The sequence below is a fragment of the Streptomyces sp. NPDC031474 genome (assembly GCF_055581185.1).
The window spans coordinates 99,363-125,738 of the sequence record NZ_JBVIJX010000015.1 but is presented as its reverse complement, the minus strand read 5'-3'; the positions used below and the strand labels follow the sequence as shown (position 1 = coordinate 125,738).

The following is a 26,376-nucleotide window of genomic DNA, read 5'->3' as shown; positions in this document are numbered from 1 at the left end:
CTTGTGCGGAAACCGGTGGAGCCGACGAGGAGCCGGACGGCCGTCGCGGCCCGGTCCGCCGCCCTATTCGTCGTCCTCGTCGTCGTCCAGCCGGGCCAGCCATGTCGCCAGGCGCTCCACCGGCACCTCGAAGTCCGGATTCAGGTCGACGAACGTCCGCAGCTGCTCGGCGAGCCACTCGAAGGTGACCTCCTCCTCGCCGCGCCGCTTCTCGAGTTCCTCGATTCCGCGATCGGTGAAGTACATGGATCGTGCTCCGTGGGTCGGTCGTAGGGATAGGCATCCCCCCACGGGGGAAGGACCCTTGTTCCTGCGAGGGAGGGGACAGAAAAAGGATAGGCGCTGGGGGACCGGGAAAAACGGGGGAGTGTCGTGAGCGGCGGGGGAGTGGCATGACGGGTGAGGAAGTGACGCGGGTAGCGCGCATCGCGCTGCCGGACGGGACGCCCGTGTGGGCGAGGATCTCGGGGGCCGGGGAGCTGTCCGCTCCGCCCGGTCGGCTGTCGTACAGCGACACCGGGTTCGCCGAGCGGGTGGAGGCGAGCGTGGAGAGCCTGCACGCGCTCGTCACGGGGGTCGCACGGTCGCTGGCGGAACCGCTGCGCGCGGTGCGGCCCGACGAGGTGAGCGTCGAGTTCGGCATCGAGCTGACCGCCAAGGCGGGGAAGGTCGTGGGCCTGCTCGCCGACGGCGAGGCCAAGGCCGGCATCACGGTCACCCTCACCTGGAACAGCGGACCGCCGGACCTCGACGCGCCGCCACCGGACGACGATCCTCGGTCCTCGGTCGCGGATCCACGCGCGCGTGACGGCTCATCGTCGGGCACGGGTGGGGCCCCGCGCGCGGGCGCGTCCCCCGGCGCGCCGATGCACGGGGGCGGCGACGGCACCGTCGGCGGGGGCGGGGCATGACCGGCGGGCACGCCCCGGGCGCATCGAACGCGTTCGATGCGGCCCGCCGTGCACTGCGTGGACTCGTCGTGGCGGCGACCGTGCGCATTCATCGCCCGGTGGTCGGGTATGCCCTGGAGGAGCCCGGCACGTTCCTCGGGAGCGGCTTCTTCATCGCCCCGAACTGGGTTCTGACCTGCGCACATGTGGCCTGCGGCGGGGAGGGGGGCGAGGTCGCGGTGGTGTATGAGACGGCACCCGGCAGGGGCACGTCGACCGCGCCCGGCCGGGTGGTGGCGACGCTCCCCGACCGTGCCGAGCGGACCGACCACACCGGGCGGGACGGGCGGGCCGGGCGGACCCTGCCGGCCGGCAACTGGCCGGCCCCGGACCTCGCCCTGGTCCAGCTGACCGAGCCCGTCGACGACCACGAGTGCGTGTATGTCTCCGAGCGCCCGGCCGCCTACTACGGCGAGGGCCGGGTGCTGTACGCCGGCTGGACCGAGAACGAGGGCCGCTTACAGGTCCTCGACGGGACGCTCACCGTGCAGGGCACCATCGGCGGCTGGTCGTCGGACGTGCAGATGCGGCTCGGCGACAACGACCTGCCGTACGGCGTCTCGGGCGGCCCGGTGATCGACCCCGTGCGCGGCGAGGTGATCGGCGTCCTGAAGGCCCGCTCGGACCACCGGCCCGGGGGCACGTCCACCGGGATCGAGCAGTTGCGCACCCTGCGGGTTACGGCGGAGGCCGTGCCGGCCGAGCACAGCGACCTGTACCAGGCGGTCTTCCACGCGCACGACCGCTACCACCGCGACCGTCAGCGCCACCCGGCCTCCCGGCGCCAGACGTGGACCGACGTGCAGGGCCGGCTCGGCGCGCGGCCCGGCCGCACCCTCAGCCCGGACGAGCGGATCCAGTTGCTGGGCCGGCTCGCCGAACTCCCGCCGCCGCAGAGCACCCGCGGCCTGCTGGACATCCTCGACTCCCTCCCCGACTTCCAGGCCCCCACCCCGCTGCCCGCGCCGCGCGGCTGGCGCGACGGCCTCGGGGCGCTGTACGAGAGCGCGAGTGACGACGGCGCGCTGGAGCTCGTGCTCGACTACGCGATGCGGGCCATGTCCGCTCCCCGCCCGTTCGTCGTGCCCAGCACCCCGGACGCGGAGAAGGCGCTGTGGGTGTGGGTGTGGCAGGCCGCGCAGCGGCTCAGCGCCCGCTACCGGTCGGGCCTCGCCGAGCAGCGGATCGAGCGGCTGCGCCGCCGGGACGAGGCCGAGCGCGGAGCGGCCGGCCGGCCGGGGCACGACGCCCCCGACACGATCTCCGGTGAGCCGGGCGGTTCCGGCGGCCGGCGGGGGCATCACCGGCGGGCCGACGCACACGCGCGTGCCCGTGCCGTCGGCAGCATGGGCCGGCCCTCCGCCCTGCTCGAACTGGTGCGGCGCGGCTGGGAGCCGGACCGCTGCGACTGGTCGGTCTCGGTGTCCGTGCCCGGCGGCGCCGTGGTCCGGCTGCACGAGGCCGAGCGCACGCCGCTGGCCGACCTGCCCGCGCACCTCGCCGGCCCGCTCGCGGAGGCGTTCCGGCACTGCGACGAGCCCGGCAGGCCCGCGCTCCTGCAGGTGGCGCTGCCGCACGCGCTGCTCGGCCTGGAGGTGGACACCTGGCAACTGCCCCCCGACGAGGAGCCGTTGGGCGCCCAGCGGCCGGTCGTCGTGCGCTGCGCCGACCGCGACCGGCTGCCCGAGGAGGCGTACGGCGAGAACGAAGGCGACGGCGAGGGTCACGCCGAAGGCGACGCCGAACCCGAGGAGGGTGACGACGAGGACGACGTCGACGAGGAGCGCCGGGCCCGCTGGCGCTGGCTGCACGCGCACCGGGCGAAGGCCGAAGTCCTGGACTGCGACGAGGGGTTGCGCAAACCCGTGCCGACCGTGGAGCAGTTGCGCGCCCTGGCGCACGGCACCGTCCCGGTGCTCTGCCGGTACGGCGACCTCCGGTACGAGGACGACGCGGAGGCGCTCGCCCGGATCGTGCTCGGCGGGTACGGCGTGGCCCTGTGGCGCAGGCGGCACGGCCGGCCCGACGCGGTCTGCGGGGAGTTCCACCGCGGCACGATCGACGAGATCGCCGAACCGCCCAGCGTGCAGCACCTCCCCGAGGTCGTGCACGAGCTGCGGATGCGGCTGCGCGCGGGCCGCACGGAGTCCTTCTGGGCGGACGGCGTCGCCCTGCTGTACGACGACCCCCACCAGCCGCTCCCGGGAACCGGCGACCTGCTGGAGGCCCCTTGAGCACACCCGCCCGCGGGCCGGTCGGCCCCTTACCAGTCACCCTCAGGATGGATAACGTGATGCACGTTCGGACGGCCGCGGCGGTGGACGAGTGACGAGGACCGGATCATGACCGAATCCAGTGAGTGGCTCATCTACCGAGGCGCCGGCGAACCCCACGACGGCCTGGAGCGGCTGCCCGACCCGCCCCCCTGGCGGGACTTCACCAGCCGCGACGCGGCCGGCTCCGGCGACGGCTCCGAGGACCGCAGGCTCGGCGCGCACCGGCACCTGGCGGAACTGCACCGGCCGGGCGCCGAGGAGCTGGAGATGATCAACGCGGCGCTCTATCTGCGCCGCCCCCTGCTCGTCACGGGCAGCCCCGGCGCGGGCAAGAGCACGCTCGCGCACTCGGTGGCGTACGAACTCGGCCTGGGCAACGTGCTGCGCTGGTCCATCGTCAGCCGCTCCGCGCTCCAGGACGGGCTCTACCACTACGACGCGATCGCCAGACTGCAGGACGTACAGATCGCCGCACAGGGCGGGTTCGGTTCGGCGGCGGGTACGCCGGGCGCGGTCGAGAGCATCGGCAGCTACATCCGGCTGGGCCCGCTCGGCACCGCGCTGCTGCCCTCCGACACCCCGCGCGTGCTGCTCATCGACGAACTGGACAAGAGCGACATAGATCTGCCCAACGACCTGCTGAACGTCCTGGAGGAGGGCGAGTTCGCGATCCCCGAGCTGGAACGCATCGCCGACCGGCTGCCGGACGGCGAGGCGGAGGTGCTGACCGCCGACGGGGTGAAGGTCCGGGTGCGCGACGGCCGGGTACGCTGCCGTGCCTTCCCGTTCGTGGTGCTCACCAGCAACGGCGAGCGGGACTTCCCGGCCCCGCTGATGCGCCGCTGCATCCACCTGGAGCTGGGGCGCCCCGACCACAACCGGCTCGCCACCTTCGTCCGTGCGCATCTCGGTGACGAGGCGGCCCGCGCAGGGGACGATCTGATCACCCGGTTCCTGGAGCGCTCACGCAGTGAACTCCTCGCGGCGGACCAGCTGTTGAACGCGATATACCTCACCGACGCGGCCGCGCCGCCCAGCCGTGACCGCCTGGCCGACCAGCTCATCCAGCGACTCGACCGCCCGAGGTGAGGGCCTGATGCCCGACGCTGCGGCCCGCCACGGCCCCGTCCCGCCCGACGGGAACCGTCCCGACGCCCCCGCCCCCACGGCGCACGGCGGTGATCCGCTCGCCGAACTCGTCACGCGGCTGCGTGAGATCGGGCTCGATCCCGACGTGCGGCAGCTGTGCGACGCGCTGTGGCTGGCGCGCTGGACCCGGCCCGTTCAGACCCCCGACCAGGAGGACCCGCCCGGAACCGGCGGGCGGCCCACACCCCGACCCGACGGCGGACACGGCCGGGATCGGGACGGACGGACGCACGAGGACCGTCCCGAGCGTCCGGAGCGGCCCGCGCAGGACGTGGGGGCCGACGGCCGGGTGAGCCTGTACCCGGTGCCGCAGGACGGCGTGCCGCGCGCCCGTGGCACGGGCCGGGCCGCCGCGCTGCCGGTCGGCGTACCCGCCGCCCCCGCACTGCCCTCCCCGCTCGAACTCCAGCGCGCATTACGGCGGTTGCAGCGCTACCGGAGCCCCGCGCCGCCGCTGCGCACGGAGCTGGACGAGACGGCGACGGCCGAGCGCAGCGCGCAGGCGGGCGGCCTGATCCTGCCCGTCCACCGCGCCGTCACCCGGGCCGACGCCCGGCTGCAACTGGTCCTGGACGCCTCGTCGTCGATGCGCGTGTGGGACCGGCTCTTCGTCGAACTGCAGCAGGTCTTCGGCCAGTTGGGAGCCTTCTCCGACATCCAGGTCAGCTACCTGCACCAGGGCCCCGACGGCGAGCCGGCCGTCAGCCGCAGCGCCGACGCCTACGCGGCGCCGCTGCACTCCACGGACCGGCTCAGCGATCCCACCGGCCGCCGCATCGTCCTGGTCGTCAGCGACTGCGCGGGCCCTCTGTGGCACAGCGGCCACGCGCACCGGCTGCTGCACCACCTCTCCCGGCAGGGCCCCGTCGCCGTGCTCCAGCCGCTGCCGCAGCGCCTGTGGCACCGCACCCGACTCCCCGTGGTATTCGGTGAGTTGAGCCGCGGCGAGACGCTCGGCGGTGCCGCCGCCCTGCGGGTGCGGACCCCGGCCGGCGTCCCCCCGGAGGCCCGGCGGGGAGCGCTGCCCGTGCCGGTGCTGCCGCCCGAGCCGGTGGCCCTGGGCGCCTGGGCCAGGCTGCTGTCCGGGGCCGGCGCCGGGCCCGTGCCGGGCGCCGTGGGCTGGGTGCGCGCGGACCAGCCGCCTGCCCCGCCCGCCCGCGCGGACCGGCGTCGCACGCCGTTCGAGCGGGTCAGCCGGTTCAGCTCCAGTGCCTCCTCGGCCGCCGGCCGCCTCGCCGTCTACCTGGCCGCCGCACCCCTGTGCCTGCCCGTGATGCAGCTCGTGCAGCGCACCATGCTGCCCGACTCGGGACCCTCCGAACTCGCCGAGGTGCTGGTCGGCGGGCTCGTCACCCGCGCCTCGGAGGAGTACTCGCGCGACGGCGCCCAGTGGTACCACATCGAGCCGGACGTCCGTGACGCCCTGCTGTCCCGGCTCGGCCGCGACGAGGCCATGCTGGTGCTCAAGCACTGCTCGGAGTACATCGAGCAGCGCTTCGGCAAGGGCGGCCCCAACTTCCCGGCCCTCGCCCTGGCCCAGCTCGGCGACGCCGGCGCGGGCCGCCCGTACGCGCCCACCGCCCGCCCCGCGGACAACGGAGACAACGGCGGCCACGGCGACGACGCCTCCGTGCCACAGCCGTTCGCCGAGGTCGCGGCCCGCGTCCTGCGCCGGTTCATGCCACTGCCCGAGCAGTTCGCGACGTACGACGGGCAGACGGGACCCGGACAGGCCGCGGACCGGCCGACGCACCAGGCGGTCCGCCGGGCCCGTGGGCTGATCGAGCGCTTCGACAGCGAGGGCATGATCCAGGACGTCATCGACGCCGTGCAGTTGCTGCGCGGCGCCACCGAACACGAGCGGCCGGTCGGCGCGGACCCCGAACTGTGGGCCGAGTACGCGCACTGCACGCTGCGCCTGTGGGAGGTGCAGGGCGGCGACGACCTGCTCCAGGAGGCCGAGGCGGCCGCGGAACGGGCGGCCGCCCACCCGCGCCGGCTGCACGAACGGGCGGTCCTGGCCCGGGTGCTGCACGCCGCCGCGACCGACCGCAGGCGACGCGGCGACCGGACCGCAGCCCTCGACCTGCTGCGTCGCGCCGACCGCGAGTACGCCGTCGCCTGCGCGGCCCCCGACCTCGACGAGAACGAGGCGCTGAAACTCACCCTGCAGCGGGTCCGCGCCCTGGAGGCGCAGTGGCGGCTCGGCGGGGACAGCGCCCTGCTCCAGGGCGCCGTCGGCATGCTGGAGGCCTTCGCCGACGTCTGGCCCGACCGGCGGCTGCGCCCGCCCGAACTCCCCCTGGAGCACGGCCGTATCCTGCTGCGCCTCTCCGGCGCCACCGTCGACCCCGTCCAGGCCCGCCTCTACGCCGAGCAGGGCGCCCAGTCGCTGCGCAACGCCCTGGACACCGCCGTAGAGCCGTACACCGCCGAGTCGGCCCGCGCGCGGGTACGCATCCTCCTCGACCTGGTCGACGCGCTGCTCCAGGCGGGCGGCCCGCTGGACGACGCCCAGGACCGGGTCGACGAGGCCCTCGCCCTGGTGCGTGAACAGGGCCAGCGGGCGGCGTTGCTGGTGCGGGCCGGCCGGATCGCCGTGGCCCGCTACGCCGAGTCGGGCGAACCGGCGGACCTGGAGACGGCCGCGGAGCGCTTCGCGCTGGCCTCCCAGCGCATGTCCCGCGACGCGCCCGCGCACGCCGACGTCCTCGCCGAGTGGGGCGAGGTGCTGCTGCGGCTGGCCGGACTCCCGTACGCGCGCGCCCAGAGCATGCTGTCCCCGGCGATCCGCGTCCTGCGGGACTGTCGGATGGAGACCCCGGCGGGCAGCCGCCAGGTCGCCCACCGCCTGCTGCTGCTCGGCCGCGCGCTGATGCTGCGCTACCGGGCCCGCGGGGACCGCGTCGACCTGCGCGAGGCCGAGCACCTGTTGGGGCTCGCGGCGGCGGAGGCGGACGATCCGCTGCTGGCCGCCCGCTGTCGCCTCGACCTCGGCCAGGTCCAGTTCGAGGCCTACCGCAGCCTGCGCCGCCCGGCCCGCCTCGACCTCGCCGTCGACGCGTTCCGGGACGCGGCGGAGGCGGCCCGGGAGGCGGAGGGCACGGCCGAGACCGAGCACCGCCGGCAGGAAGCCGTCCAGACGGGTGCGCAGGCACACCACTGGCGGGGTATGTCCTATGAGGCGGCCGCACGCCCACGCGCCGCCCGGGAGGCCTATCGCGCCGCCCGCGCGGAGTGGTCGCGGCTGCCCGACGACCACCTGGGCACGGGCGAGCCGACGGCGGAGCAGACGGCGCAGCGGCTGGCCGAACTGGGGTGAACGCGGCATCGGGGCGAGCGAGCGAGAGGGGAACGCGATGGACGGACACATCGAGCCAGCGGGGGGTCTGCCGGACCTGCCGGATCTGACGGCCCTGCCGGAGTTACCAGATCTGCCGGAGCTACCGGATCTGACGGAGCTGAGTTTGGCCGAGTTGGGGACGATCCAACACCCGCTGCTCCAGCAGGTGTTGACGGATCTGCGGGAGCGGGCCAGGCGGCCGAGCGAGATGCTCTGGGGATGGAACAGCTCGTTCTGAAGCGCTGACCCAGCACCGTCACGGCCCTGCGCGCCACGTCGGTTTCGGTCGTGTCGTCCACCGAATCGGACAGCGTTGCGCGGTCCGAGTTTGGGGTGTCCCCGGGGACGGGAAGCGGTTTCGTACGGGCAGGGTGGTGGCGCGGGACAGGGGGGTGCTGATGTGTCCGAAAAGCACGTGCCCTTCCGGCAGTTCATCGTCAAGGTCCACGGCCGCTGCAACCTCGCCTGCCGGTACTGCTACCTCTACGAGGGCCCCGACGACACCTGGCGCGACCGCCCCGCCGCCGCGTCCTGGAAGGTCCTGGACCGCACCGCCGCCCGCATCGCCGAGCACGCGCACACCCACGGCCTGGCCGCCCTCTCGCTGATCCTGCACGGCGGCGAGCCGCTGCTCGCGGGAGCGGACACGCTCGGCCGGTTCACCGCCCTGGTCCACGACCGCGCCCCGGCCGGCTGCACGGTCCGCGCCGTCGTCCAGACCAACGCCACCCTGCTCACCGAGAAACGCGTGGCGACCCTGGCCCGGCACCGCGTCGGCGTGGGCATAAGCCTCGACGGAGGTCTTCCCGCCCACAACGCACGGCGCGTCGACCACGCGGGCCGCCCGTCCTGGCCCGCCGCCGCACGCGGAGCCCGCCTTGTCGCCGACCGCTTCCCGCAGTCGTACGCCGGGATCCTGGCTGTCGTCGACGTCACGCAGGACCCGGTGGAGACGTACGAGTCCCTGCTCGCCATGCGGCCACCGGCCCTGGACCTGCTGCTGCCGCACGGGAACTGGTCGGCTCCACCGCCGCACTGGGACAGCACGGCGACCGTGTACGGCGACTGGCTGTGCACCGTCTTCGACCGCTGGTGGGAGGCCGGGCGGCGGGAGACCCGGGTACGGCTCTTCGAGGAGTGCGTCGCGCTGCTGCTCGGACTGCCGGCGATCTCGGAGGCGCTCGGGCTGGAGCCCTTCGACGCCGTGGTCGTGGAGACGGACGGATCGATCGAGCAGACGGACGCCCTGAAGTCGGCCTACGAGGGCGCGGCCCGCACCGGCCTGGACGTCTTCCGGCACACCTTCGACGACGCGCTGCGGCATCCGGGCGTGGCCGCCCGGCAGGCGGGCGCGGCGGCGCTCGCCGGGCAGTGCCGCGCCTGCCCGCTGCTCTCGGTCTGCGGAGCGGGCCACTACGCCCACCGGTACCGGGCGGGCCACGGCTTCCGCCACCCTTCGGTGTACTGCGCCGACCTCCAGCGGTTCATCCGACATGTGGCCGCCCGGCTCGCGGGGGTCGTCGCCACCGCCGTCCCGCCCTCACCCGAAAGGGGCGCGTCGTGATCCTTCCGGAGATCCCGGACCAGGCCCTCACCGAACTCGGCCGGTCCGAGGGCAGCCCCGGCACCCTCGCGTTCCTCGCCCGGGACCAGGCCGCCCGACGGCTGCTTGTGCTGCGCGCCGTGCTCGACGCCGCCGAGGCGGCGGATCCGGCCGTCTGCTCCGCCGCGCAGAGGTCGCGCCTGCGAGACGACTGGGCGCTGCTCACCGAGGCGGACCGCACCGCACCCACCGGCCGGCGGGCTCCCCAGAACTCCGACCGCCCGGCGGCCTCCTTCGCCCGCGCCCGGCTGCTGTATCCGCTCACCGGACCGTGGGCGCTCAGCTGTCTGCGCGGCCTGGACCCGGCGCAGCGGCCTCCCACCCCGCACAGCGCGCGCGAACTGCGCCGCGCCCTCGCCCACTTCAGCGCCCTCGCCGCCGCGGCCGCCGCACGCGCCCAGATCCCCTTCGCCGTCGAACTGACCGCCCACGACGGAGTGCTCAACCTTCCCTCCCTCGGGTCCCTGCACACGGCCACCGCCGGCGACGTCACGGTCGAAGTGACGTACGACCAAGGCAGAGTGACGCTTCGTCAGACCGATGCCGCGGACGTGGTCGTGTTCCTGGAGCGCGAGTTCGGCGCCTGGTCCGGTGCGCTCGCGTGGACACCCGCGTACGCGCTGCCCGGGCTGGTGCCCGAGGCCGCGCCCATGCCCCTGGACGACCTCGACCCGTACCGCACGGCACGCGGCGACCCCCGCCACCGCGCGCTGAGCGCGCCGACGACACTCGACGACCCGGAGCGCAAACGGTGGCTCCAGGCCTGGTCGGGCACGGCCGCCGCACTGCGCTCGGGCGGCGCGCACCGGCCCGCGGAGGCGCTGGCGCTGCTGCGCTGCCTGGTCCCCCTGGAGATGCCGCCGGACGCGGAAGGCCACGGCGGCTGCAGCGCGACCCGGCGCGACGCGTTCGGCGCGCTGCTGTGCAGCACCCAGTCCTCGCCGGTGGCCTTCGCCGGGACCCTCGTCCATGAACTCCAGCACGCGAAACTGGCGGCGCTCAGTGATCTGACGACCCTGCATCAGGCAGGCCCGGACGCCCGGTACTTCGCGCCCTGGCGCCCCGACCCGCGCCCGTTCGACGGCCTGCTGCAGGGCGCCTACGCGCATCTGGGGCTCGCGGACTTCTTCCAGCGTCGCGCGCTCACCGTGGACCGCGCGCACCGGGAGTCCGCCTGGGCCCAGCACGCCCGCTACCGCGCCCAGGTCGGCGCGGCCCTGCCCGCGCTGGTCGGCTCACCGCATCTCACCGCCCGGGGACGGCGCTTCGTCGACGCCATGGCCGCCGCCTACGAGGACATGGCCGAGCATCCCGCGCCCCGCGGCCACACCGCCCGCGCCCAGGCATATCTGAAGGCCGCGCGCACCTTGTGGACACGGCGTCAGACCTCGTCCGCGCCACGGCCGAATGAGTGAAGATACCCGCGTCGGGCCGCCCACTGCGGAAAGATCGTCGCGCCGAGGTGTCGTTCGCGGGCCCGCCACACTTACCAGCGAGGCGCTGAGGTTCTAGGATTTTTGTGGACTACGCGCTGGAGGCCGCTGCATGTCTGGAGCTCGTACGCCGGTCGGTACGACCGTGGGGGAGGCGGCGAAACAGACCGTCACGATCAGCTTCGCCGGGTTCAACCGCGCCTGGGCCGCCTGGATCGGGGACCGGCTGGAGCGCCGGGGACTACGCGTCGTGTTCCAGCGCTGGGACTCCCCGGCGGAGATCCCGCTCGCGGACCTGCTGCGCCATCTGAAACTGGCCGAGGGCCGCATCCTCGTCGTCGTCAGCGAGTGGTACTTCCAACTCGGGCCGCGCACCCGCGAGGAGTGGAACGAGGCACTGGGCGAGGTCGTGGCCCCCGACCCGGCCCGCTTCGCGGCCGTCTCCGTCACCACCGCGGCCGTGCCCTCGGCCGCGGCCGTCCTCGCCCCCGTCGAACTGATCAACGTGGGCGCCGACGAGGCCGAACGGCGCCTGCTGGACCGGCTCGGCCTGCTCCCCGGCCCGCTCCCGGAGCCCGGTGAGACCGAGCGCCGCGCGCCCCGCTTCCCCGCGTCCATGCCCGAGGTGTGGGGCGGCGTCCCGCGCCGCAACACCCGCTTCACCGGCCGTGAGGCGATCCTCAACGACGCCTACCACCAGTTGCAGGGCGCGGCCCCGGGCGCGGGCGTAATGACCCTCCACGGCATGTCGGGGGTGGGCAAGACCCAGCTCGCCGCCGAGTACGTCTACCGCTTCGGCTCCGAGTACGACGTCGTGTGGTGGGTCAACGCCGAGAAACGGGTCACCTACCGACGCCTGCTGGCCGAACTCGCCCCCAAGCTGGGCCTGCGCACGGGGCAGGAGTACGGCGAACGGCTGCGCGCGGTCCGCGACTCGCTGCGCCGGGGCGACCCCTTCGCCCGCTGGCTGCTCATCCTGGACGGCGCCGACGAACCGGACCAGATCTGGGACCTGGTGCCCACCGGCCCCGGCCACGTGATCATCACTTCGCGCAACCCGGAGTGGAGCGAGCACAACAGCATGCTGCTGGAGGTGCCGGTGTACGAGCGCTATGAATCGGTGGCGTTCATCCGCCGCCGCGCGCCCCGGCTCAGCGAGCCGGAGGCCGACCAGCTGGCGGACGCCCTGGAGGACCTGCCGCTGCTGCTGGACCAGACGGCGGGCTGGCTCAACGACTCGGACCTGTCGGTGCAGGAGTACATCGGCCTGCTGGAAGGCGGCATCGACCAGGACGTCGTGAAGGTCTCGGCGGACTTCCCGCTCGCCTTCCAGACGGCGTGGTCGATACTGCTGAACAAACTCCGCGAGACCGTCCCCGAGTCCGTCGACCTTCTGCGGCTGTGCACCTTCTTCGCGCCCGGCTTCATCCCCGTACGCCTGCTCAAGGAGATGCCGAGCGGCGACCTGCCCGAACAGATCGCCGGACTGCTCAACGACCCGCTGCTGTGGAACAAGGCGATCAGCCAGCTCCGCCAGTACTCCGTGGTGCGCCTGGAGTCCCACGAGAACCTCGGTGACGAGGCCGCCTCCTCCGGTGAGTCCCTCTACCTGCACCGCATGGTCCACCAGATCGTCCAGAAGGACATGCCGGACGCGGACCGCGCCGAGTTCATCGACGTCGTACGGCGGGCCCTGGCCGCGGCCGATCCGCGCAGGCCCACCGACACCCGCCTGTGGCCGCGGTACGCCGAGATCGTGCCGCACCTGAAGTACGCGGACGTCCTCAACAGCCGGGACCCCAACGTCCAGGGCCTGGTGCTGAACTGCCTGCGCTACATGTACTTCTCCGGTGAGTACACGGCCGGCACCAAGCTCGGCGAACGCGCCATCGAGGCCTGGCCCTCGGTGTTCGGCGAGAGCCACCCGCGGCTGTGGGAACTCACCTTCCACTACGTCAACGTGCTGCGCGCCGGCGGCGACTACGCGCGCACCGAGTCCCTCAACCGCGCGGCCGTCGAGCAACTGCGGGAGGAACGGGGCCCGCAGGACCTGGAGCATCTGCGCTTCGCGAGCGGCCTGGCGGCCGACCTGCGCGGCCTGGGCCGCTACGACGAGGCGCTGGAACTGTCCCAGTGGGTGCTGGTCGCCTACCGCGAACTGCTCGGCGAACAGGACTCGCGCAGCCTCAACTCGCTGAACAACCTGGCCGTCTCGCTCCGGCTGCTCGGCCGCTACCCGGAGGCCCTGGACATCGACCGGCAGGTCATGGAGGCGCGGCGGCTGGTGCTGAAGGGGCGTCACCCATGGACGCTCGACTCGCAGATCTCCTACTCCATCGACCTGAGGCTGCTGGGCCGCTACACGGAGGCCGAGTCGATCCAGACGCAGAGCGTCCGGGACAACCGGATCGTGATGGGGGACAGCAACCCGCAGACGCTGAAGGCCGAGTACAACCTGGCCCTGTGCCAGTACCGCAACGGTGAGCGCGCGAAGGCCGGCGAACTCTTCAGCACCGTCCTGGAGAGCGGCGAACGGGTGATGGGCGAGACCCACCCGTGGACGCTGATGTTCGCCTGCGCCCAGAGCTGCTTCGCACGGGAGCACGGCGACATCGACCAGGCCCGGGAGCTCAGCGAGGCCGTCGTCGCGCGCTACGAGATGATGCTGGCCGACACCCATCCCTTCGTCGCCGGGGCCCGCGCCAACCAGGCGCTCATCCTGCGCAACGTGGGCGAGCGGGAACACGCCCACGTCCTCCTCGAACAGGCGCTGGCCGCCATGACCGACGCGGTCGGGGAGAGCCACCCCTGGGCCCTGGGGTGCGCCCTCAACGCCTCGGCCCTGCGCAACCTCGTCGGCGACACCGATGGCGCCGTCGCGCTCAGCAGGGACACGGTGGCGCGCGCCATCGAGCTGCTCGGGCGCACCCACCCGCTCACCCTGTCGGCGCGCATCGCGCACGCGGCCGACCTGCGCGGGCTTCGGGACCGTCGGAAGGCCGAGAAGGTCGAGCAGGAGGCGCTCTCGGACCTCGAGGCGACGCTCGGCAGGCAGCATGTCCACACCATCTCCGCCCGCTCCCGCAACCGGCCGTACTGGGACTTCGAACCCCAGACGACCTGACCCCGGACGACCTGACCCCGGACGACCTGACCCCAGCCGACTGACCTCGGACGACCTGACCCCACCCGACCTGCCCGACGCCCGGCAGAACGCCGAAGGGCCCGCCCCCGAAACCTCGGGAGCGGGCCCTTCGCCCGTCGTGCGGGTGAGGACTACGCCTCGAACACCTCACGGACCAGCTGCTCCTGCTCAGCCTGGTGACGCTTGGCCGAGCCCACGGCCGGCGACGAGCCGTGCGGGCGCGAGATGCGGCGCAGGCGCTCGCCGTGCGGCACGTCCGCGCCGACCGCGAGGTCCAGGTGGTCGATCAGGTTCAGGGCGATGAACGGCCAGGCGCCCTGGTTGGCCGGCTCCTCCTGGGTCCACAGGTACTTCTCGGCGTTCGGGTACTTGTTGACCTCCGCCTGGACCTCCGCGCCCGGCAGCGGGTACAGCCGCTCGATGCGGATGATCGCCGTGTCGGTGAGACCGCGCTTCTGACGCTCGGCGTCCAGGTCGTAGTAGACCTTGCCGGCGCAGAAGACGACCTTCTTCACGGCCGCCGGGTCGGTGACCGTGGTGTCGCCGATGACCGGGCGGAACTGGCCCGTGGTGAACTCCTCCGCCTTCGACGCGGCGGCCTTCAGCCGCAGCATCGACTTCGGGGTGAAGACGACCAGCGGCTTGTGGTGCGGGTTGTGCACCTGCCACCGCAGGAGGTGGAAGTAGTTCGACGGGAGCGTGGGCATCGCGACCGTCATGTTGTTCTGGGCGCAGAGCTGCAGGAACCGCTCCACGCGCGCGGACGAGTGGTCCGGGCCCTGGCCCTCGTAGCCGTGGGGGAGCAGGAGCGTGACGCCGGACGTCTGGCCCCACTTCTGCTCGGCCGCCGAGATGTACTCGTCGACCACCGTCTGCGCGCCGTTGACGAAGTCGCCGAACTGCGCCTCCCACATCACGAGCGCGTCGGGGCGGGCCAGCGAGTAGCCGTACTCGAAGCCCATGACCGCGTACTCGGACAGCAGGGAGTTGTAGACGTTGTAGCGGGCCTGGTCCTCGTTGAGGTACTGGAGCGGGGTGTGCTCCTCGCCCGTCTCACGGTCGATGAGGACCGCGTGGCGCTGGCCGAAGGTGCCGCGCTGGGAGTCCTGGCCGGACAGCCGGACCGGGGTGCCCTCCAGGAGGAGGGAGCCGACCGCGAGGGTCTCGCCCATGCCCCAGTCGATCGTGCCGTCCTCGACCATCGACGCCCGGCGCTGCAGCTGAGGCAGCAGACGCGGGTGGACGTGGAAGTAGTCGGGGATGTTGACCTGGGACTCGGCGATGCGCTTGACGACCTCCGCGGAGACGGCGGTGTTCACCGCGACGGGGAAGTTGTCCTGCGGCTCGTGGACGTCGCCGGCGGCGGGCTGCGCGGTGGCCTCGCGGACCTCCGTGAAGACCTTCTCCAGCTGGCCCTGGTAGTCCTGCAGTGCCTGCTCGGCCTCTTCCAGGGTGATGTCGCCGCGACCGATGAGGGACTCGGTGTACAGCTTGCGCACCGAGCGCTTCTTGTCGATCAGGTCGTACATCAGCGGCTGGGTGAAGGCCGGGTTGTCCGACTCGTTGTGACCGCGGCGGCGGTAGCAGATGAGGTCGATCACCACGTCCTTGTTGAACGCCTGGCGGAACTCGAAGGCGAGCCGCGCGACGCGGACCACGGCCTCCGGGTCGTCGCCGTTCACGTGGAAGATCGGGGCCTCGATCATGCGGGCCACGTCCGTGGCGTACATCGACGAGCGCGAGGACTCCGGGGCGGCGGTGAAGCCGACCTGGTTGTTGATGACGATGTGGACCGTGCCGCCCGTGCGGTAGCCCCGCAGCTGCGACATGTTCAGGGTCTCGGCCACCACGCCCTGGCCCGCGAAGGCCGCGTCGCCGTGCAGGGCGACCGGCAGGACGGTGAAGTCCGTGCCGCCCTTGTTGATGATGTCCTGCTTGGCGCGGGCGATGCCCTCGATGACCGGGTCGACCGTCTCCAGGTGGGACGGGTTCGCGGCCAGCGAGACCTTGATCTGCTCGCCGTCCAGGCCCGTGAAGGTCCCCTCGGCGCCCAGGTGGTACTTCACGTCGCCGGAGCCGTGCATCGACTTCGGGTCGAGGTTGCCCTCGAACTCGCGGAAGATCTGCGCGTACGACTTGCCGACGATGTTCGCCAGGACGTTGAGGCGGCCACGGTGGGCCATGCCGATGACGACCTCGTCGAGCCGCGACTCGGCCGCGCTGTCCAGCACCGCGTCCAGCAGCGGGATGACGGACTCGCCGCCCTCCAGCGAGAAGCGCTTCTGGCCGACGTACTTGGTCTGCAGGAACGTCTCGAAGGCCTCGGCGGCGTTCAGCCGGCGCAGGATGCGCAGCTGCTCCTCGCGCTCCGGCTTGGTGTGCGGGCGCTCGATGCGGTCCTGGATCCAGCGGCGCTGCTTCGGGTCCTGGATGTGCATGAACTCGACGCCGGTGGTGCGGCAGTACGAGTCGCGCAGCACGCCGAGGATGTCGCGCAGCTTCATCAGGGACTTGCCGGAGAAGCCGCCGACGGCGAACTCGCGCTCCAGGTCCCACAGGGTGAGGCCGTGCTCGGTGATGTCCAGGTCGGGGTGCTTGCGCTGGCGGTACTCCAGCGGGTCGGTGTCGGCCATGACGTGGCCGCGGACCCGGTAGGAGTGGATCAGCTCGAAGACGCGGGCGGCCTTGGTGACGTCGTCGTCGTGGCTGGCGTCGATGTCCTTGAGCCAGCGGACCGGCTCGTAGGGGATGCGCAGGGCCTCGAAGATGTCGTCGTAGAAGCCGTTCTCACCGAGGAGGTAGTTCGCGACGACGCGCAGGAACTCGCCGGAGGCGGCGCCCTGGATCACCCGGTGGTCGTAGGTCGACGTGAGCGTCATGACCTTCGAGATGCCGAGCTTGTTCAGGGTGTCCTGGGAGGTGCCCTGGAACTCCGCCGGGTAGTCCATGGAACCGACGCCCATGATGACGGACTGGCCGGGCATCAGGCGCGGCACGGAGTGGACGGTGCCGAGGCCGCCGGGGTTGGTCAGGGAGACCGTGACGCCGGTGAAGTCGTCCATCGTCAGCTTGCCGTCGCGGGCGCGGCGGACGATGTCCTCGTAGGCCTGCCAGAACTCGAAGAAGTTCAGCGTCTCGGCCTTCTTGATGCCGGCGACGACGAGCTGGCGGTCGCCGTTGGGCTTCACCAGGTCGATGGCCAGGCCGAAGTTGACGTGCGGCGGCTTGACGAGGGTGGGCTTCCCGTCCTTCTCCGCGTAGTGCCAGTTCATCGACGGCATGGCCTTGATGGCCTGCACCATCGCGAAGCCGATCAGGTGCGTGAAGGAGATCTTCCCGCCCCGGGCGCGCTTGAGGTGGTTGTTGATGACGATGCGGTTGTCGAACAGCAGCTTCACCGGGACCGCGCGCACGGACGTGGCCGTGGGCAGCTCCAGCGAGGCGTTCATGTTCTTGGCGACCGCGGCGGCCGGGCCGCGCAGCGTCACGAACTCCGGGCCCGCAGGCGCCTCGGTCGCGGGTGCGGCCTTCGCGGCGGCGGCCGGCTTGGCCGCGGGGGCAGCCTTCGCCGGAGCGGGAGCGGCGGGCGCGGGCTTCGGGGCGGCGGCCGGGGCCGGCACGGGAGCGGCGGAGGCCGCCGGAGCCGGGGCTGCCGGGGCGGCGGGCGCCGGGGGCGTGGAGGTGGTCGCTGCGGCCCCCGCGGCCGCAGTACCCGCCGGAGCCGAGGGCGCGGCGGCCCCCGGCTTGTAGTCGGCGAAGAAGTCCCACCAGGCACGGTCTACCGAATTCGGGTCCTGGAGGTACTGCTGATAGATCTCATCGACGAGCCACTCGTTCGGTCCGAACGCGGCCGCGGGATTCTTGCCCGCTTGGTCTGCGTCGGTCGAGATGCTCGATGCGTTACTGGGGGACTGTGGCGACACGGCGGCAACCGCCCTCTTCCGCTTCACAAGGTGATGGACAGCGGGAATAAAGGCTACGCCCCCAAGAGGGGGAAGGTCAGGCCGGGCTGGCCCATCGTCGTGTAAGTCACATCGGAAAGCGTGTTTCGGGGGTGGAAATGGCGGGAAACAAGCGCGGTTGTGCGTCACCAGGGTGTGCTGATGCGGGTCGCGCACGCCGAGCGTGCGGGACCGGTGCCGACCTGCGGCGGTCCACTGCCTGATCACACCTGTCCGACTGCGCGAACGCCGATGGATCTTGCGGCTCCGCTTCGAACTTTACGTCAACTTGGGGCGGATTACTCTCCCGGAAGAGTGACAAGAATCCGGCAACCCCGCTCGGATTCGGCCACTCCGATCCGGCCGCCGTGGAGATCGACCGCCCAGCGGGCGATCGCGAGCCCCAGTCCCGTGCCGCCGTCGCTGCCCGGGCCGTGCGGCCGGCGGACGGCTCCGCGGTTGAACCGCTCGAAGACGCGGCGCCACTCGGAGCGCGGAATGCCGGGGCCCTCGTCGAGGACCTCCAGCTCCAGCGACTCCGGCAGCGGGCCGCGCCGCGCCTTCACCGTCACCCGTCCGTGCGGCGGGCTGTGCTTGACCGCGTTGTCGATCAGGTTGGCGACGACCTGGTGGATGCGCTCCGGGTCCGCGTGCGCGGTCAGCTCCGGCGGGGTGACGTCCAGGTGCAGATGGACGTCCGTGCGCGTGTGGTTGCCGCCCGAGCCCATCGTGGCGCGCGCCGAGGCGACCATGTTGGCCTCCTTCAGCACCCCGGACAGATACGGCCACACCTCGAAGCGCCGTTTGCGCAGCGGGACGACGCCGTTGTCGAGGCGGGACAGGTCCAGCAGGGTCTCCACCAGCCGCCCGAGCCGCTCCGTCTGCTTCAGGGCCGTGCGCATCGTCTCGGTGTCGGCCTCGGCGATGCCGTCGACCACGTTCTCCAGGACGGCGCGCAGGCCCGCGATGGGCGTGCGCAGCTCGTGCGAGACGTTCGCCACCAGCTCCTTGCGCTGACGGTCCTGGGCCTCCAGCTCGTCCGCCATGACGTTGATCGTCTGAGCCAGGTCGCCCAGCTCGTCACGGCGGTTCTCGCGGACCCGGCGGGTGTAGTCGCCGTGCGAGATCGACCGGGCCACCGTGTTCATCTCGTCCAGCGGCGCGGTGAGCGAATGCGCCACGAACTGCGTGATCAACAGTGTGGCGATCATCGAGAAGACCGTGATGAAGCGCAGCTCCGTCTTGGTGTGCACCGCGATCATCGACAGCCCGGTGGTGATCAGCACCGAGATGACGACCAGCGCACCCAGCTTCGTCTTGATCGAGAACGGGCGTACGCCGCCCCAGGGCTCCCCTGACCCGGGAGCGGGGCTTCTCGGTCCGTCCGGCCCGGAGCTCATGGCGTCGGGGTCTCCAACGCGTAGCCCACGCCGTGCACCGTGCGGATCCGCTCGGCGCCGATCTTCCGGCGCAGCGCCTTGATGTGGCTGTCGACCGTGCGGGTGCCGGAGGCGTCCGCCCAGTCCCAGACCTCGGCGAGGAGCTGCTCACGGGAGAGCACCGCGCGCGGGGTGTTCGCCAGGCACACCAGCAGGTCGAACTCGGTGGGCGTGAGGTGCACGTCCTCCGAGCGGACCCGCACCCGGCGCTGCGCGTGGTCGATCTCCAGCTCGCCGAGCCGCAGTATCCCGCTGCGGGGCGTGGTGGCCGCGATCGCGGCCCGCTCCACCCGGCGCAGCAGCACATGCACGCGCGCCGCCAGCTCCCGCATCGAGAACGGCTTGGTCATGTAGTCGTCGGCGCCCACGCCGAGCCCGACCAGCATGTCGGTCTCGTCGTCGCGCGCGGTGAGCATCATCACCGGCACCGGACGGGACGCCTGCACACGACGGCAGACCTCCAGACCGTCGAAGCCCGGCAGCATGATGTCGAGGATCAGCAGGTCGGGCTGCCAGGCCTCTGCCGTGTCGACGGCCGCGGGGCCGTCACCCGCCGTTTGCACGAGGAATCCCTCGGCGCGCAGGCGGGCCGCGATGGCGTCGACGATCGTCGGGTCGTCCTCGACCACCAGGACGCGCCGCTGCGCTCCCGGAGTCGCCGTCGTCGTGTTGTTGTGCGAGGTGTGTGTCTGCTCCATCGCCCGCCCCTGAGTGTGCTTTCCGGGACCAGTGGGGTGATCCCTTTTCTGCGCATGACTGCGGTTGACGCGTAAATGATCGGCGTCAGGGATGCAACGTACCCGGAGTCACCTCGCCTTTGCTATCCAGGTCGGACGGCGATGTGCACGACGTCCGGCACGCCTCGGGCAACCGGGATCTCTTCGGTACGCACCTGTTGGAACCCGGCATTCCCCATGGTTCCCTCGAATACCGGATCGGGTCGGGCCGACCACACCGCGAGTACTCCACCAGGTCTCAACACCCGTGCGCAGCTTGCGAGTCCGGCCGCGGAGTACAGGCTCTCGTTGCCCTCGGTGACCGTCCAGCCGGGCCCGTTGTCGATGTCGAGGCATACCGCGTCGAACGTGTCGCATGTCTCATTGACGTAATCGAGCAGATCCGTTTCGACGATCTTCGTCCGGGGATCGGCGATCGCCGACCCGGAGACGGCGGCCAGCGGGCCGTCGAGATGCCAGTCGATGACGGCGCGTTCGCGCTCCACGACCGTGACGCCGCCCCAGCGGGGATCGGCGGCGGCGTGCGCGAGGGAGAAGCCGACGCCCAGGCCGCCGAGGAGCAGTCCGGGCGCGGGACTGCCGTCGGGGCGGGGGCCGAGGGCGGCCAGCGCGGCGTCGACCAGCAGTCGCTCCGAGCGGCCGTCCGATGTGTCCATCAGGAAGCAGCCGTTGGCGATGATCTGGAGCAACTCCCCATGTCTGCGCAGGACTACCTCGCCATAGGGGCCCTCGCGACGGTCCAGGACTTCGGGTGCGTCGGGGATGTCGTACGGGATGGGCATCGGTCCATCCTGGCACCTTCCTGGCGGTTTGTTGAGGGAATGGTGAGCGTGACGGGTGGGGTTGACGTACGAGTGTTCGGAAAAAGATCCGAGCAGGTTCGGCGCGGGCTTGGAACGGATGAGAAACAGCCCAGAGAACCCTCAGATGTTTCTGTGAATCGACTCAGGCGTGGCGTCGGTCACAGACAGCGGGCGGGGGCGCCGCGAAGGGTGGGGTGAAACGGAAGGAGCGCGTCAGGTGGACAGCACGGCACCGGTCACGAGCCCGTCCCTGCCCGATGTCTCCGGGCTGCTGGACGGCATCCCGGGCCAGCGCGTTCCCCGCACCGTCGGGCCACCGCCCGAGGCGAGCCCCCGCCCCGTCCCGCGCCCCCGGCTCCGGGTCCCCGTCCCCTTCACCCTCGGGTACGCCGCCGTCCTCGCCGTCACCTCGTTCTTCGCCGAGCACGCCGACCCCGGCCTGGTGAGCGCCCTGCAGCAGGGCTCCAGCACCGACGTGGCGCATCTGTGGCAGACGCCGGTGCAGGTGCTGTTGGGCAGCGCGCTGTGGGTGGCGGGCGGCTTCGCCTCGCCGTTCACGCTCGGCTTCCTGGTCGTCCTCAGCGCCCTGGAACGGCGGATGGGCGGCGTGCGGACGGCCGTCGTCTTCCTGCTCGGGCATGTCCTGGCCACCCTCGCCACCGAGGTCCCGGTGGGCCTGGCCGTCCTCGCGGGCCGGCTGCCCCACAGCTCGCTGCACCGCCTCGACTACGGCATCAGCTTCGGCGTCGCCGCGAGCGTCGGCGCCCTGGCGGGGCTGCTCAGGCCCTGGCTGCGCTGGCCCCTGCTCGCCGCGTTCGGCGGGATGCTCCTTCAGGACCTGATCGCCTTCACCGACCCGATGACGAACTGGGGCCACCTGATCGCGCTGGCGATAGGGGTGGGGACCTGGCCGTGGGTACGACGGTGGGCCGCCCGAACCCCCCTGCCCGCGACGGCCGTACGAACCGCGTAGAGCGCCCGCCCCGTGGTCAGTCGTCGTACTTGACCGTGCCGTCCTCGTGCAGGGTCGGGTGGAGTTTCATGGGGCCGTACTCGTCGGCGTCCGACGGGCGGGGCGGCTCGGGGCCGTCCGGGCCCAGGCGGATCATTCGTTCGACGCGGCAGATCCGGAACAGACGGCCCTCCACGCGCGCCTCGTCGGCACGGCCGGCCGCCCGGAAGGCCTCCGCGGCCCGCCCGTACAGGGCCTTCTTGCGCTCGTCGAAGCGGTAGAGCATCGCCCACACGCGGGCCATCCCCTCGTACAGCGTGCGGCGCGCCTCGTGCGGGGTCGCCGACAGGGAGCCGCACGGGGTCCAGCCCGAGTCGTCGCGTTCGGCGACCGAGAAGCCCACGGGCAGCCTGACCACGTCCGGGTGCGTCCTGGTCGCCCGCTCCGAGTCCGCGCGCACCTCGGCGGGGAAGTGGGCGCCCGTGTACGTGAAGTCGCGCAGGCCCAGCCGCAGCGCGCCCGCCATCGGGCCCTCGTCCCGGTCGGGGTCCAGGACGTAGCCCACGTCCGGTGAGGGGCAGGCGCCCTGGTCCTCCCAGGAAAGGGCCGCGGATTCGGGGTCGGTGGGCCGGGGCGGCTCCAGGCCGTCGTCGCCGGTCCGGGCGAACTCGTCGCCGCGCACCACCCGGTAGCGCACGCCCAGGGCCTCCACCTCGTCGGCCGGGGCCCGTTCCAGCAGGGCCACGGCCGCCAGCAGCTCGCGTCGGACGGCCGGATCGTCGGTGCCGTCCTTCGCCTTGAACCACAGGTGCGAGTTCAGGCCGTCCCGGGCCTGCTGGGGCATGCTGTCCACCACCGGTTTCAGCAGGCGCCAGCCCTGCTCCGCGGCGGCCGGGTCCTGCACGGCGATGCCGAAGACGGGCCCGCGCAGCGCGATGTGCGGATAACGCCGGGAGGCCTCGACCGCGTCCGCCTCCGTCACCCAGGCGACGGGGTCGTCACGGCGCACCAGCTCCGCGTGGAGGGCGTCGAGACGTCGCTTCCAGTCATCGGTCATAAGCGCATTGTGGTCGGAGCGAAGGGGCGCTTCGGGGTGAATGCCGGAAGTGGACGGGGTACGGGGCGGGGGCGTAAGGGGCGTGCCCGGTCGTGCGCGCCCGAAGGGTGCGCCCCTGTGACCGCCGGACGTCACCCCTGTGTGTCCCCCCTGTCCCCGGTGAACTTCGCGCTGGTCAACAGCGATTCGACGCGCCACCCCAGCGACTCGTACAGCGCCCGCCCCTCCGGTGTCGCGCCCAGCGCGCCGGTCCGGGCGCCCTGGTCGACCGCCGCGCGCTGGAGCGTCCGCATGACGAGGGCGCCGAGGCCGCGGCGGCGGTGCGCGGGGGACGTCTCGATCTGGTCGACGACCGCCGTCGCACCGGTCGGGGCGATCTGCCCGCGCGCGGCCAGGGAACCGTCCGGGGCGGCGATCATGGTGCGGGTCACTCCGCCGATCGACCAGGTGCGCTGCCGGTAGCCGTCGGGGACCGGGCCGGGCGGGACGTCCGTGAGCGCGGCCGTCATCAGATAGCCGGGCTCGGGATCGACCCACCACCTGGGCCCCAGCCAGGCCCCGACCGTCGCCGGGTCCGTGAACACCTTCAGCCACACGCCTGCCCCGGTCACCGCGCCCGCCGCCTTCCGCACGTCCGCCTCCTCGACGGCGTCGTTCGTCGCGCCGAGGACATGCCGGGTGACGTGATGGGTCCCCATCCCCACGTCGATGGTGCAGCCCCACGGCTCGTCCACCGGCGGCGCGGCCCCCCGCGACACGACCCAGCCGTCCACCCAGGCCCGCACGATCCGCTCCACAACGACCTCCCGTAAGGACTGTCATACGCTTTCGGCTATTACTCGATGACGGTAGGCGCGCCGCCCCCGCGCCGACAGCCGTGATCGCCCACAGCGAACGGGCGCGATCCCGGGGAACATTCGAAGCGGCCCGCGCATTGAGTCGGCATAGCTCAACTTGACTGCCTAAGGGGAGATCATGGCTTCGACGTCCACACCGCTCACCCTGCCCGTGCTGCCCCTCGATGACGAGGTCGTGCTCCCCGGCATGGTGGTTCCGCTGGACCTCAACGACACCGACGTGCGCGCCGCCGTGGAGGCCGCCCAGGCCGCCGCCCGTTCAACACCCGGCAAGCCCCAGGTACTCCTGGTGCCACGCATCGAGGGGACCTACGCGAGCACGGGTGTGCTCGGCACGATCGAGCAGGTCGGCCGACTGGCCGACGGCGACCCGGGCGCGCTGATCCGCGGCCGCGGGCGGGTGCAGATCGGCGCCGGCACCACCGGACCGGGCGCCGCGCTGTGGGTCGAGGGGACCCGGGTCGACCAGAGCGTCCCCGACCCGCTGCCCGGCCACGTCGTCGACCTCGTCAAGGAGTACAAGGCGCTCGCCACCGCCTGGCTGCGCAAGCGCGGCGCCTGGCAGGTCGTCGACCGCGTCCAGGCCATCGACGACGTCTCCGCGCTCGCCGACAACTCCGGCTACTCGCCGTTCCTGACCACCGAACAGAAGGTGGAGCTCCTGGAGACCGCCGACCCGGTGGCCCGTCTGAAGCTCGCCACCTCCCAACTGCGCGACCACCTCGCCGAGCAGGACGTGGCCGAGACCATCGCCAAGGACGTCCAGGAGGGCGTCGACAAGCAGCAGCGCGAGTTCCTGCTGCGCCGTCAGCTCGAGGCCGTCCGCAAGGAACTGCGCGAGCTCAACGGCGAGCAGGAGGGCGAGGAGTCCGACGACTACCGCGCCCGCGTCGAGGCCGCCGACCTGCCCGAGAAGGTCCGCGAGGCCGCCCTCAAGGAGGTCGACAAGCTGGAGCGCTCCAGTGACCAGTCGCCCGAGGGCTCATGGATCCGCACCTGGCTGGACACCGTCCTCGAACTCCCGTGGAACGAGCGGACCGAGGACCGGTACGACATCCAGGGCGCCCAGGCGGTCCTGGACGCCGAGCACGCCGGCCTTCAGGACGTGAAGGAGCGGATCACCGAATACCTGGCGGTGCGCAAGCGGCGCGGCGAGCGCGGCCTCGGCGTGGTCGGCGGCCGCCGCGGCGGCGCCGTGCTCGCGCTCGTAGGCCCGCCGGGCGTCGGAAAGACCAGTTTGGGCGAGAGTGTCGCGCACGCCATGGGCCGCAAGTTCGTCCGCGTCGCCCTCGGCGGCGTCCGCGACGAGGCCGAGATCCGCGGCCACCGCCGCACGTACGTCGGCGCGCTGCCCGGCCGGATCGTGCGGGCGATCAAGGAGGCCGGGTCGATGAACCCGGTGGTGCTCCTCGACGAGATCGACAAGGTCGGCTCCGACTTCCGGGGCGACCCGGCGGCCGCCCTGCTGGAGGTCCTGGACCCGGCGCAGAACCACACCTTCCGCGACCACTACCTGGAGGTCGAGCTCGACCTGTCCGACGTGGTCTTCCTCGCCACCGCCAACGTGCTGGAAGCCATCCCGGAGGCCCTGCTCGACCGCATGGAGCTGGTCCGCCTCGACGGCTACACCGAGGACGAGAAGGTCGTCATCGCCCGCGACCACCTGCTCCCGCGCCAGCTGGAGCGGGCGGGCCTGGACAAGGACGAGGTCACGCTCGACGAGAGCGCGCTGCGCAAGCTCGCCGGCGAGTACACCCGCGAGGCGGGCGTGCGCACCCTGGAGCGGTCCATCGCCCGACTGCTGCGCAAGGTCGCGGCCCAGCACGAACTGGGCGAGCGGAAGCTGCCGTTCACCGTCACCGACGAGGAGCTGCGCGCCCTCATCGGCCGGCCGCACCACGTGCCCGAGTCCGCCCAGGACCCGGCCGAGCGCCGGACCGCCGTGCCCGGCGTCGCCACCGGCCTCGCGGTCACCGGCGCGGGCGGCGACGTCCTGTACGTCGAGGCCTCGCTGGCCGACCCGGAGACGGGCGCGGCGGGCCTGACCCTGACCGGTCAGCTCGGCGACGTGATGAAGGAGTCGGCGCAGATCGCGCTCAGCTTCCTGCGCAGCCACGGGGCCGAGCTGGAGCTGCCGGTCGGCGACCTGAAGGACCGGGGCGTGCACATCCACTTCCCGGCGGGCGCGGTCCCGAAGGACGGCCCGAGCGCCGGCGTCACCATGACGACGGCCCTCGCGTCCCTGCTGTCCGGCCGGCTCGTGCGTACCGACGTGGCGATGACCGGCGAGGTCTCCCTGACCGGCCGGGTCCTGCCCATCGGCGGCGTGAAGCAGAAGCTGCTGGCCGCGCACCGGGCCGGGGTCACCACCGTGATCATCCCCAAGCGCAACGAGCCCGACCTGGACGACGTCCCCGCGGAGGTGCTGGACAAGCTCGACGTCCACGCCGTCACGGACGTCCGTCAGGTCCTGGAGCTGGCGCTCGCGCCCGCCACGAACGGCGCGACGCCGGAGGTTCCCGTGGCGGCGTGACGGACGCTGCGGGAAAGGCGAGGCCCGGGTTCCGTGAGGGAGACCCGGGCCTTCGCCATGCCTGAAGCGGGCCTGGGAACCGCCCCTGGCCTGTGCCTGCGAAATACTGAAGAGCTGCACCGAAGGCAGCGACCGGCGAACATCAGGGGTGCTGACGT

Annotated in this window: 17 protein-coding genes; 10 read left to right on the top strand and 7 right to left on the bottom strand. The window is 72.5% G+C overall.

Annotation, left to right across the window (positions count from 1 at the left end; translation table 11 throughout):
* Positions 1-63: 63 nt before the first annotated feature.
* On the bottom strand, positions 64-246 hold the full coding sequence (locus ACZ5SK_RS30610; protein ID WP_019058231.1) for a DUF6104 family protein: 183 nt from the start codon (positions 244-246) through the stop codon (positions 64-66).
* Positions 247-392: 146 nt separating this feature from the next.
* On the opposite strand from ACZ5SK_RS30610, the gene ACZ5SK_RS30605 reads away from it, so the two are divergent.
* From ACZ5SK_RS30605 to fxsT, 8 genes are all read left to right on the top strand, one after another.
* Complete coding sequence (locus ACZ5SK_RS30605) at positions 393-911, top strand: CU044_2847 family protein (protein ID WP_468416124.1); 519 nt, start codon at positions 393-395, stop codon at positions 909-911.
* Positions 908-3,184, top strand: coding sequence for a VMAP-C domain-containing protein (locus ACZ5SK_RS30600; protein WP_457494779.1), 2,277 nt, complete (start codon positions 908-910; stop codon positions 3,182-3,184). The genes ACZ5SK_RS30605 and ACZ5SK_RS30600 overlap by 4 nt, the downstream gene beginning before the upstream one ends.
* Positions 3,185-3,292: 108 nt before the next feature.
* On the top strand, positions 3,293-4,315 hold the full coding sequence (locus ACZ5SK_RS30595) for an AAA family ATPase (RefSeq protein WP_334577323.1): 1,023 nt from the start codon (positions 3,293-3,295) through the stop codon (positions 4,313-4,315).
* Between the two features lie 7 nt (positions 4,316-4,322).
* Positions 4,323-7,697, top strand: a complete 3,375-nt coding sequence (locus tag ACZ5SK_RS30590) for an SAV_2336 N-terminal domain-related protein (protein ID WP_468576737.1) — start codon at positions 4,323-4,325, stop codon at positions 7,695-7,697.
* Between the two features lie 37 nt (positions 7,698-7,734).
* Complete coding sequence (gene fxsA / locus ACZ5SK_RS30585; RefSeq protein WP_361701462.1) at positions 7,735-7,956, top strand: FxSxx-COOH cyclophane-containing RiPP peptide; 222 nt, start codon at positions 7,735-7,737, stop codon at positions 7,954-7,956.
* A 162-nt stretch (positions 7,957-8,118) separates the two neighbouring features.
* On the top strand, positions 8,119-9,282 hold the full coding sequence (locus ACZ5SK_RS30580) for an FxsB family cyclophane-forming radical SAM/SPASM peptide maturase (protein WP_457494778.1): 1,164 nt from the start codon (positions 8,119-8,121) through the stop codon (positions 9,280-9,282).
* Positions 9,279-10,736, top strand: coding sequence for an aKG-HExxH-type peptide beta-hydroxylase (locus ACZ5SK_RS30575; protein WP_457494777.1), 1,458 nt, complete (start codon positions 9,279-9,281; stop codon positions 10,734-10,736). Before ACZ5SK_RS30580 ends, ACZ5SK_RS30575 begins: the two co-directional genes overlap by 4 nt.
* Positions 10,737-10,866: 130 nt before the next feature.
* On the top strand, positions 10,867-13,878 hold the full coding sequence (gene fxsT / locus ACZ5SK_RS30570; protein ID WP_361701466.1) for an FxSxx-COOH system tetratricopeptide repeat protein: 3,012 nt from the start codon (positions 10,867-10,869) through the stop codon (positions 13,876-13,878).
* A gap of 152 nt (positions 13,879-14,030) precedes the next feature.
* Here the strand turns inward: fxsT and ACZ5SK_RS30565 are convergent, their stop codons facing one another.
* From ACZ5SK_RS30565 to ACZ5SK_RS30550, 4 genes are all read right to left on the bottom strand, one after another.
* Positions 14,031-17,822 (bottom strand): multifunctional oxoglutarate decarboxylase/oxoglutarate dehydrogenase thiamine pyrophosphate-binding subunit/dihydrolipoyllysine-residue succinyltransferase subunit, encoded by a 3,792-nt coding sequence (locus ACZ5SK_RS30565; protein WP_334577318.1) that lies wholly within the window; start codon positions 17,820-17,822, stop codon positions 14,031-14,033.
* Between the two features lie 317 nt (positions 17,823-18,139).
* Positions 18,140-19,240: a sensor histidine kinase gene (locus ACZ5SK_RS30560; protein WP_334577317.1), complete on the bottom strand. Its 1,101-nt coding sequence runs from the start codon at positions 19,238-19,240 to the stop codon at positions 18,140-18,142.
* Positions 19,237-19,977, bottom strand: coding sequence for a response regulator transcription factor (locus ACZ5SK_RS30555; protein WP_079659689.1), 741 nt, complete (start codon positions 19,975-19,977; stop codon positions 19,237-19,239). Before ACZ5SK_RS30555 ends, ACZ5SK_RS30560 begins: the two co-directional genes overlap by 4 nt.
* Before the next feature lie 122 nt (positions 19,978-20,099).
* Positions 20,100-20,798: a spermidine synthase gene (locus ACZ5SK_RS30550; protein WP_468416118.1), complete on the bottom strand. Its 699-nt coding sequence runs from the start codon at positions 20,796-20,798 to the stop codon at positions 20,100-20,102.
* Between the two features lie 238 nt (positions 20,799-21,036).
* On the opposite strand from ACZ5SK_RS30550, the gene ACZ5SK_RS30545 reads away from it, so the two are divergent.
* Complete coding sequence (locus ACZ5SK_RS30545; RefSeq protein ID WP_334577315.1) at positions 21,037-21,792, top strand: rhomboid-like protein; 756 nt, start codon at positions 21,037-21,039, stop codon at positions 21,790-21,792.
* Positions 21,793-21,808: 16 nt separating this feature from the next.
* Here the strand turns inward: ACZ5SK_RS30545 and ACZ5SK_RS30540 are convergent, their stop codons facing one another.
* Entirely contained in the window at positions 21,809-22,828 is a 1,020-nt protein-coding gene (locus ACZ5SK_RS30540) for a DUF5954 family protein (protein WP_334577314.1), read from the bottom strand.
* 131 nt (positions 22,829-22,959) lie between these two features.
* Positions 22,960-23,625 carry a GNAT family N-acetyltransferase gene (locus ACZ5SK_RS30535; RefSeq protein WP_468576736.1) on the bottom strand — a complete coding sequence of 222 codons (666 nt, stop codon included), beginning with the start codon at positions 23,623-23,625 and terminating at the stop codon, positions 22,960-22,962.
* Between the two features lie 178 nt (positions 23,626-23,803).
* Between ACZ5SK_RS30535 and lon the strand changes: the two genes are divergently transcribed.
* Positions 23,804-26,218 carry an endopeptidase La gene (gene lon / locus ACZ5SK_RS30530; RefSeq protein WP_468576735.1) on the top strand — a complete coding sequence of 805 codons (2,415 nt, stop codon included), beginning with the start codon at positions 23,804-23,806 and terminating at the stop codon, positions 26,216-26,218.
* Positions 26,219-26,376: the final 158 nt, after the last annotated feature.

Coding starts and splice junctions, on each gene's coding strand:
- ACZ5SK_RS30610 (WP_019058231.1), bottom strand. CDS start 246: ATGTACTTCACCGATCGCGGAATCGAGGAACTCGAGAAGCGGCGCGGC.
- ACZ5SK_RS30605 (WP_468416124.1), top strand. CDS start 393: ATGACGGGTGAGGAAGTGACGCGGGTAGCGCGCATCGCGCTGCCGGAC.
- ACZ5SK_RS30600 (WP_457494779.1), top strand. CDS start 908: ATGACCGGCGGGCACGCCCCGGGCGCATCGAACGCGTTCGATGCGGCC.
- ACZ5SK_RS30595 (WP_334577323.1), top strand. CDS start 3,293: ATGACCGAATCCAGTGAGTGGCTCATCTACCGAGGCGCCGGCGAACCC.
- ACZ5SK_RS30590 (WP_468576737.1), top strand. CDS start 4,323: ATGCCCGACGCTGCGGCCCGCCACGGCCCCGTCCCGCCCGACGGGAAC.
- fxsA (WP_361701462.1), top strand. CDS start 7,735: ATGGACGGACACATCGAGCCAGCGGGGGGTCTGCCGGACCTGCCGGAT.
- fxsT (WP_361701466.1), top strand. CDS start 10,867: ATGTCTGGAGCTCGTACGCCGGTCGGTACGACCGTGGGGGAGGCGGCG.
- ACZ5SK_RS30560 (WP_334577317.1), bottom strand. CDS start 19,240: ATGAGCTCCGGGCCGGACGGACCGAGAAGCCCCGCTCCCGGGTCAGGG.
- ACZ5SK_RS30555 (WP_079659689.1), bottom strand. CDS start 19,977: ATGGAGCAGACACACACCTCGCACAACAACACGACGACGGCGACTCCG.
- ACZ5SK_RS30550 (WP_468416118.1), bottom strand. CDS start 20,798: ATGCCCATCCCGTACGACATCCCCGACGCACCCGAAGTCCTGGACCGT.
- ACZ5SK_RS30540 (WP_334577314.1), bottom strand. CDS start 22,828: ATGACCGATGACTGGAAGCGACGTCTCGACGCCCTCCACGCGGAGCTG.
- lon (WP_468576735.1), top strand. CDS start 23,804: ATGGCTTCGACGTCCACACCGCTCACCCTGCCCGTGCTGCCCCTCGAT.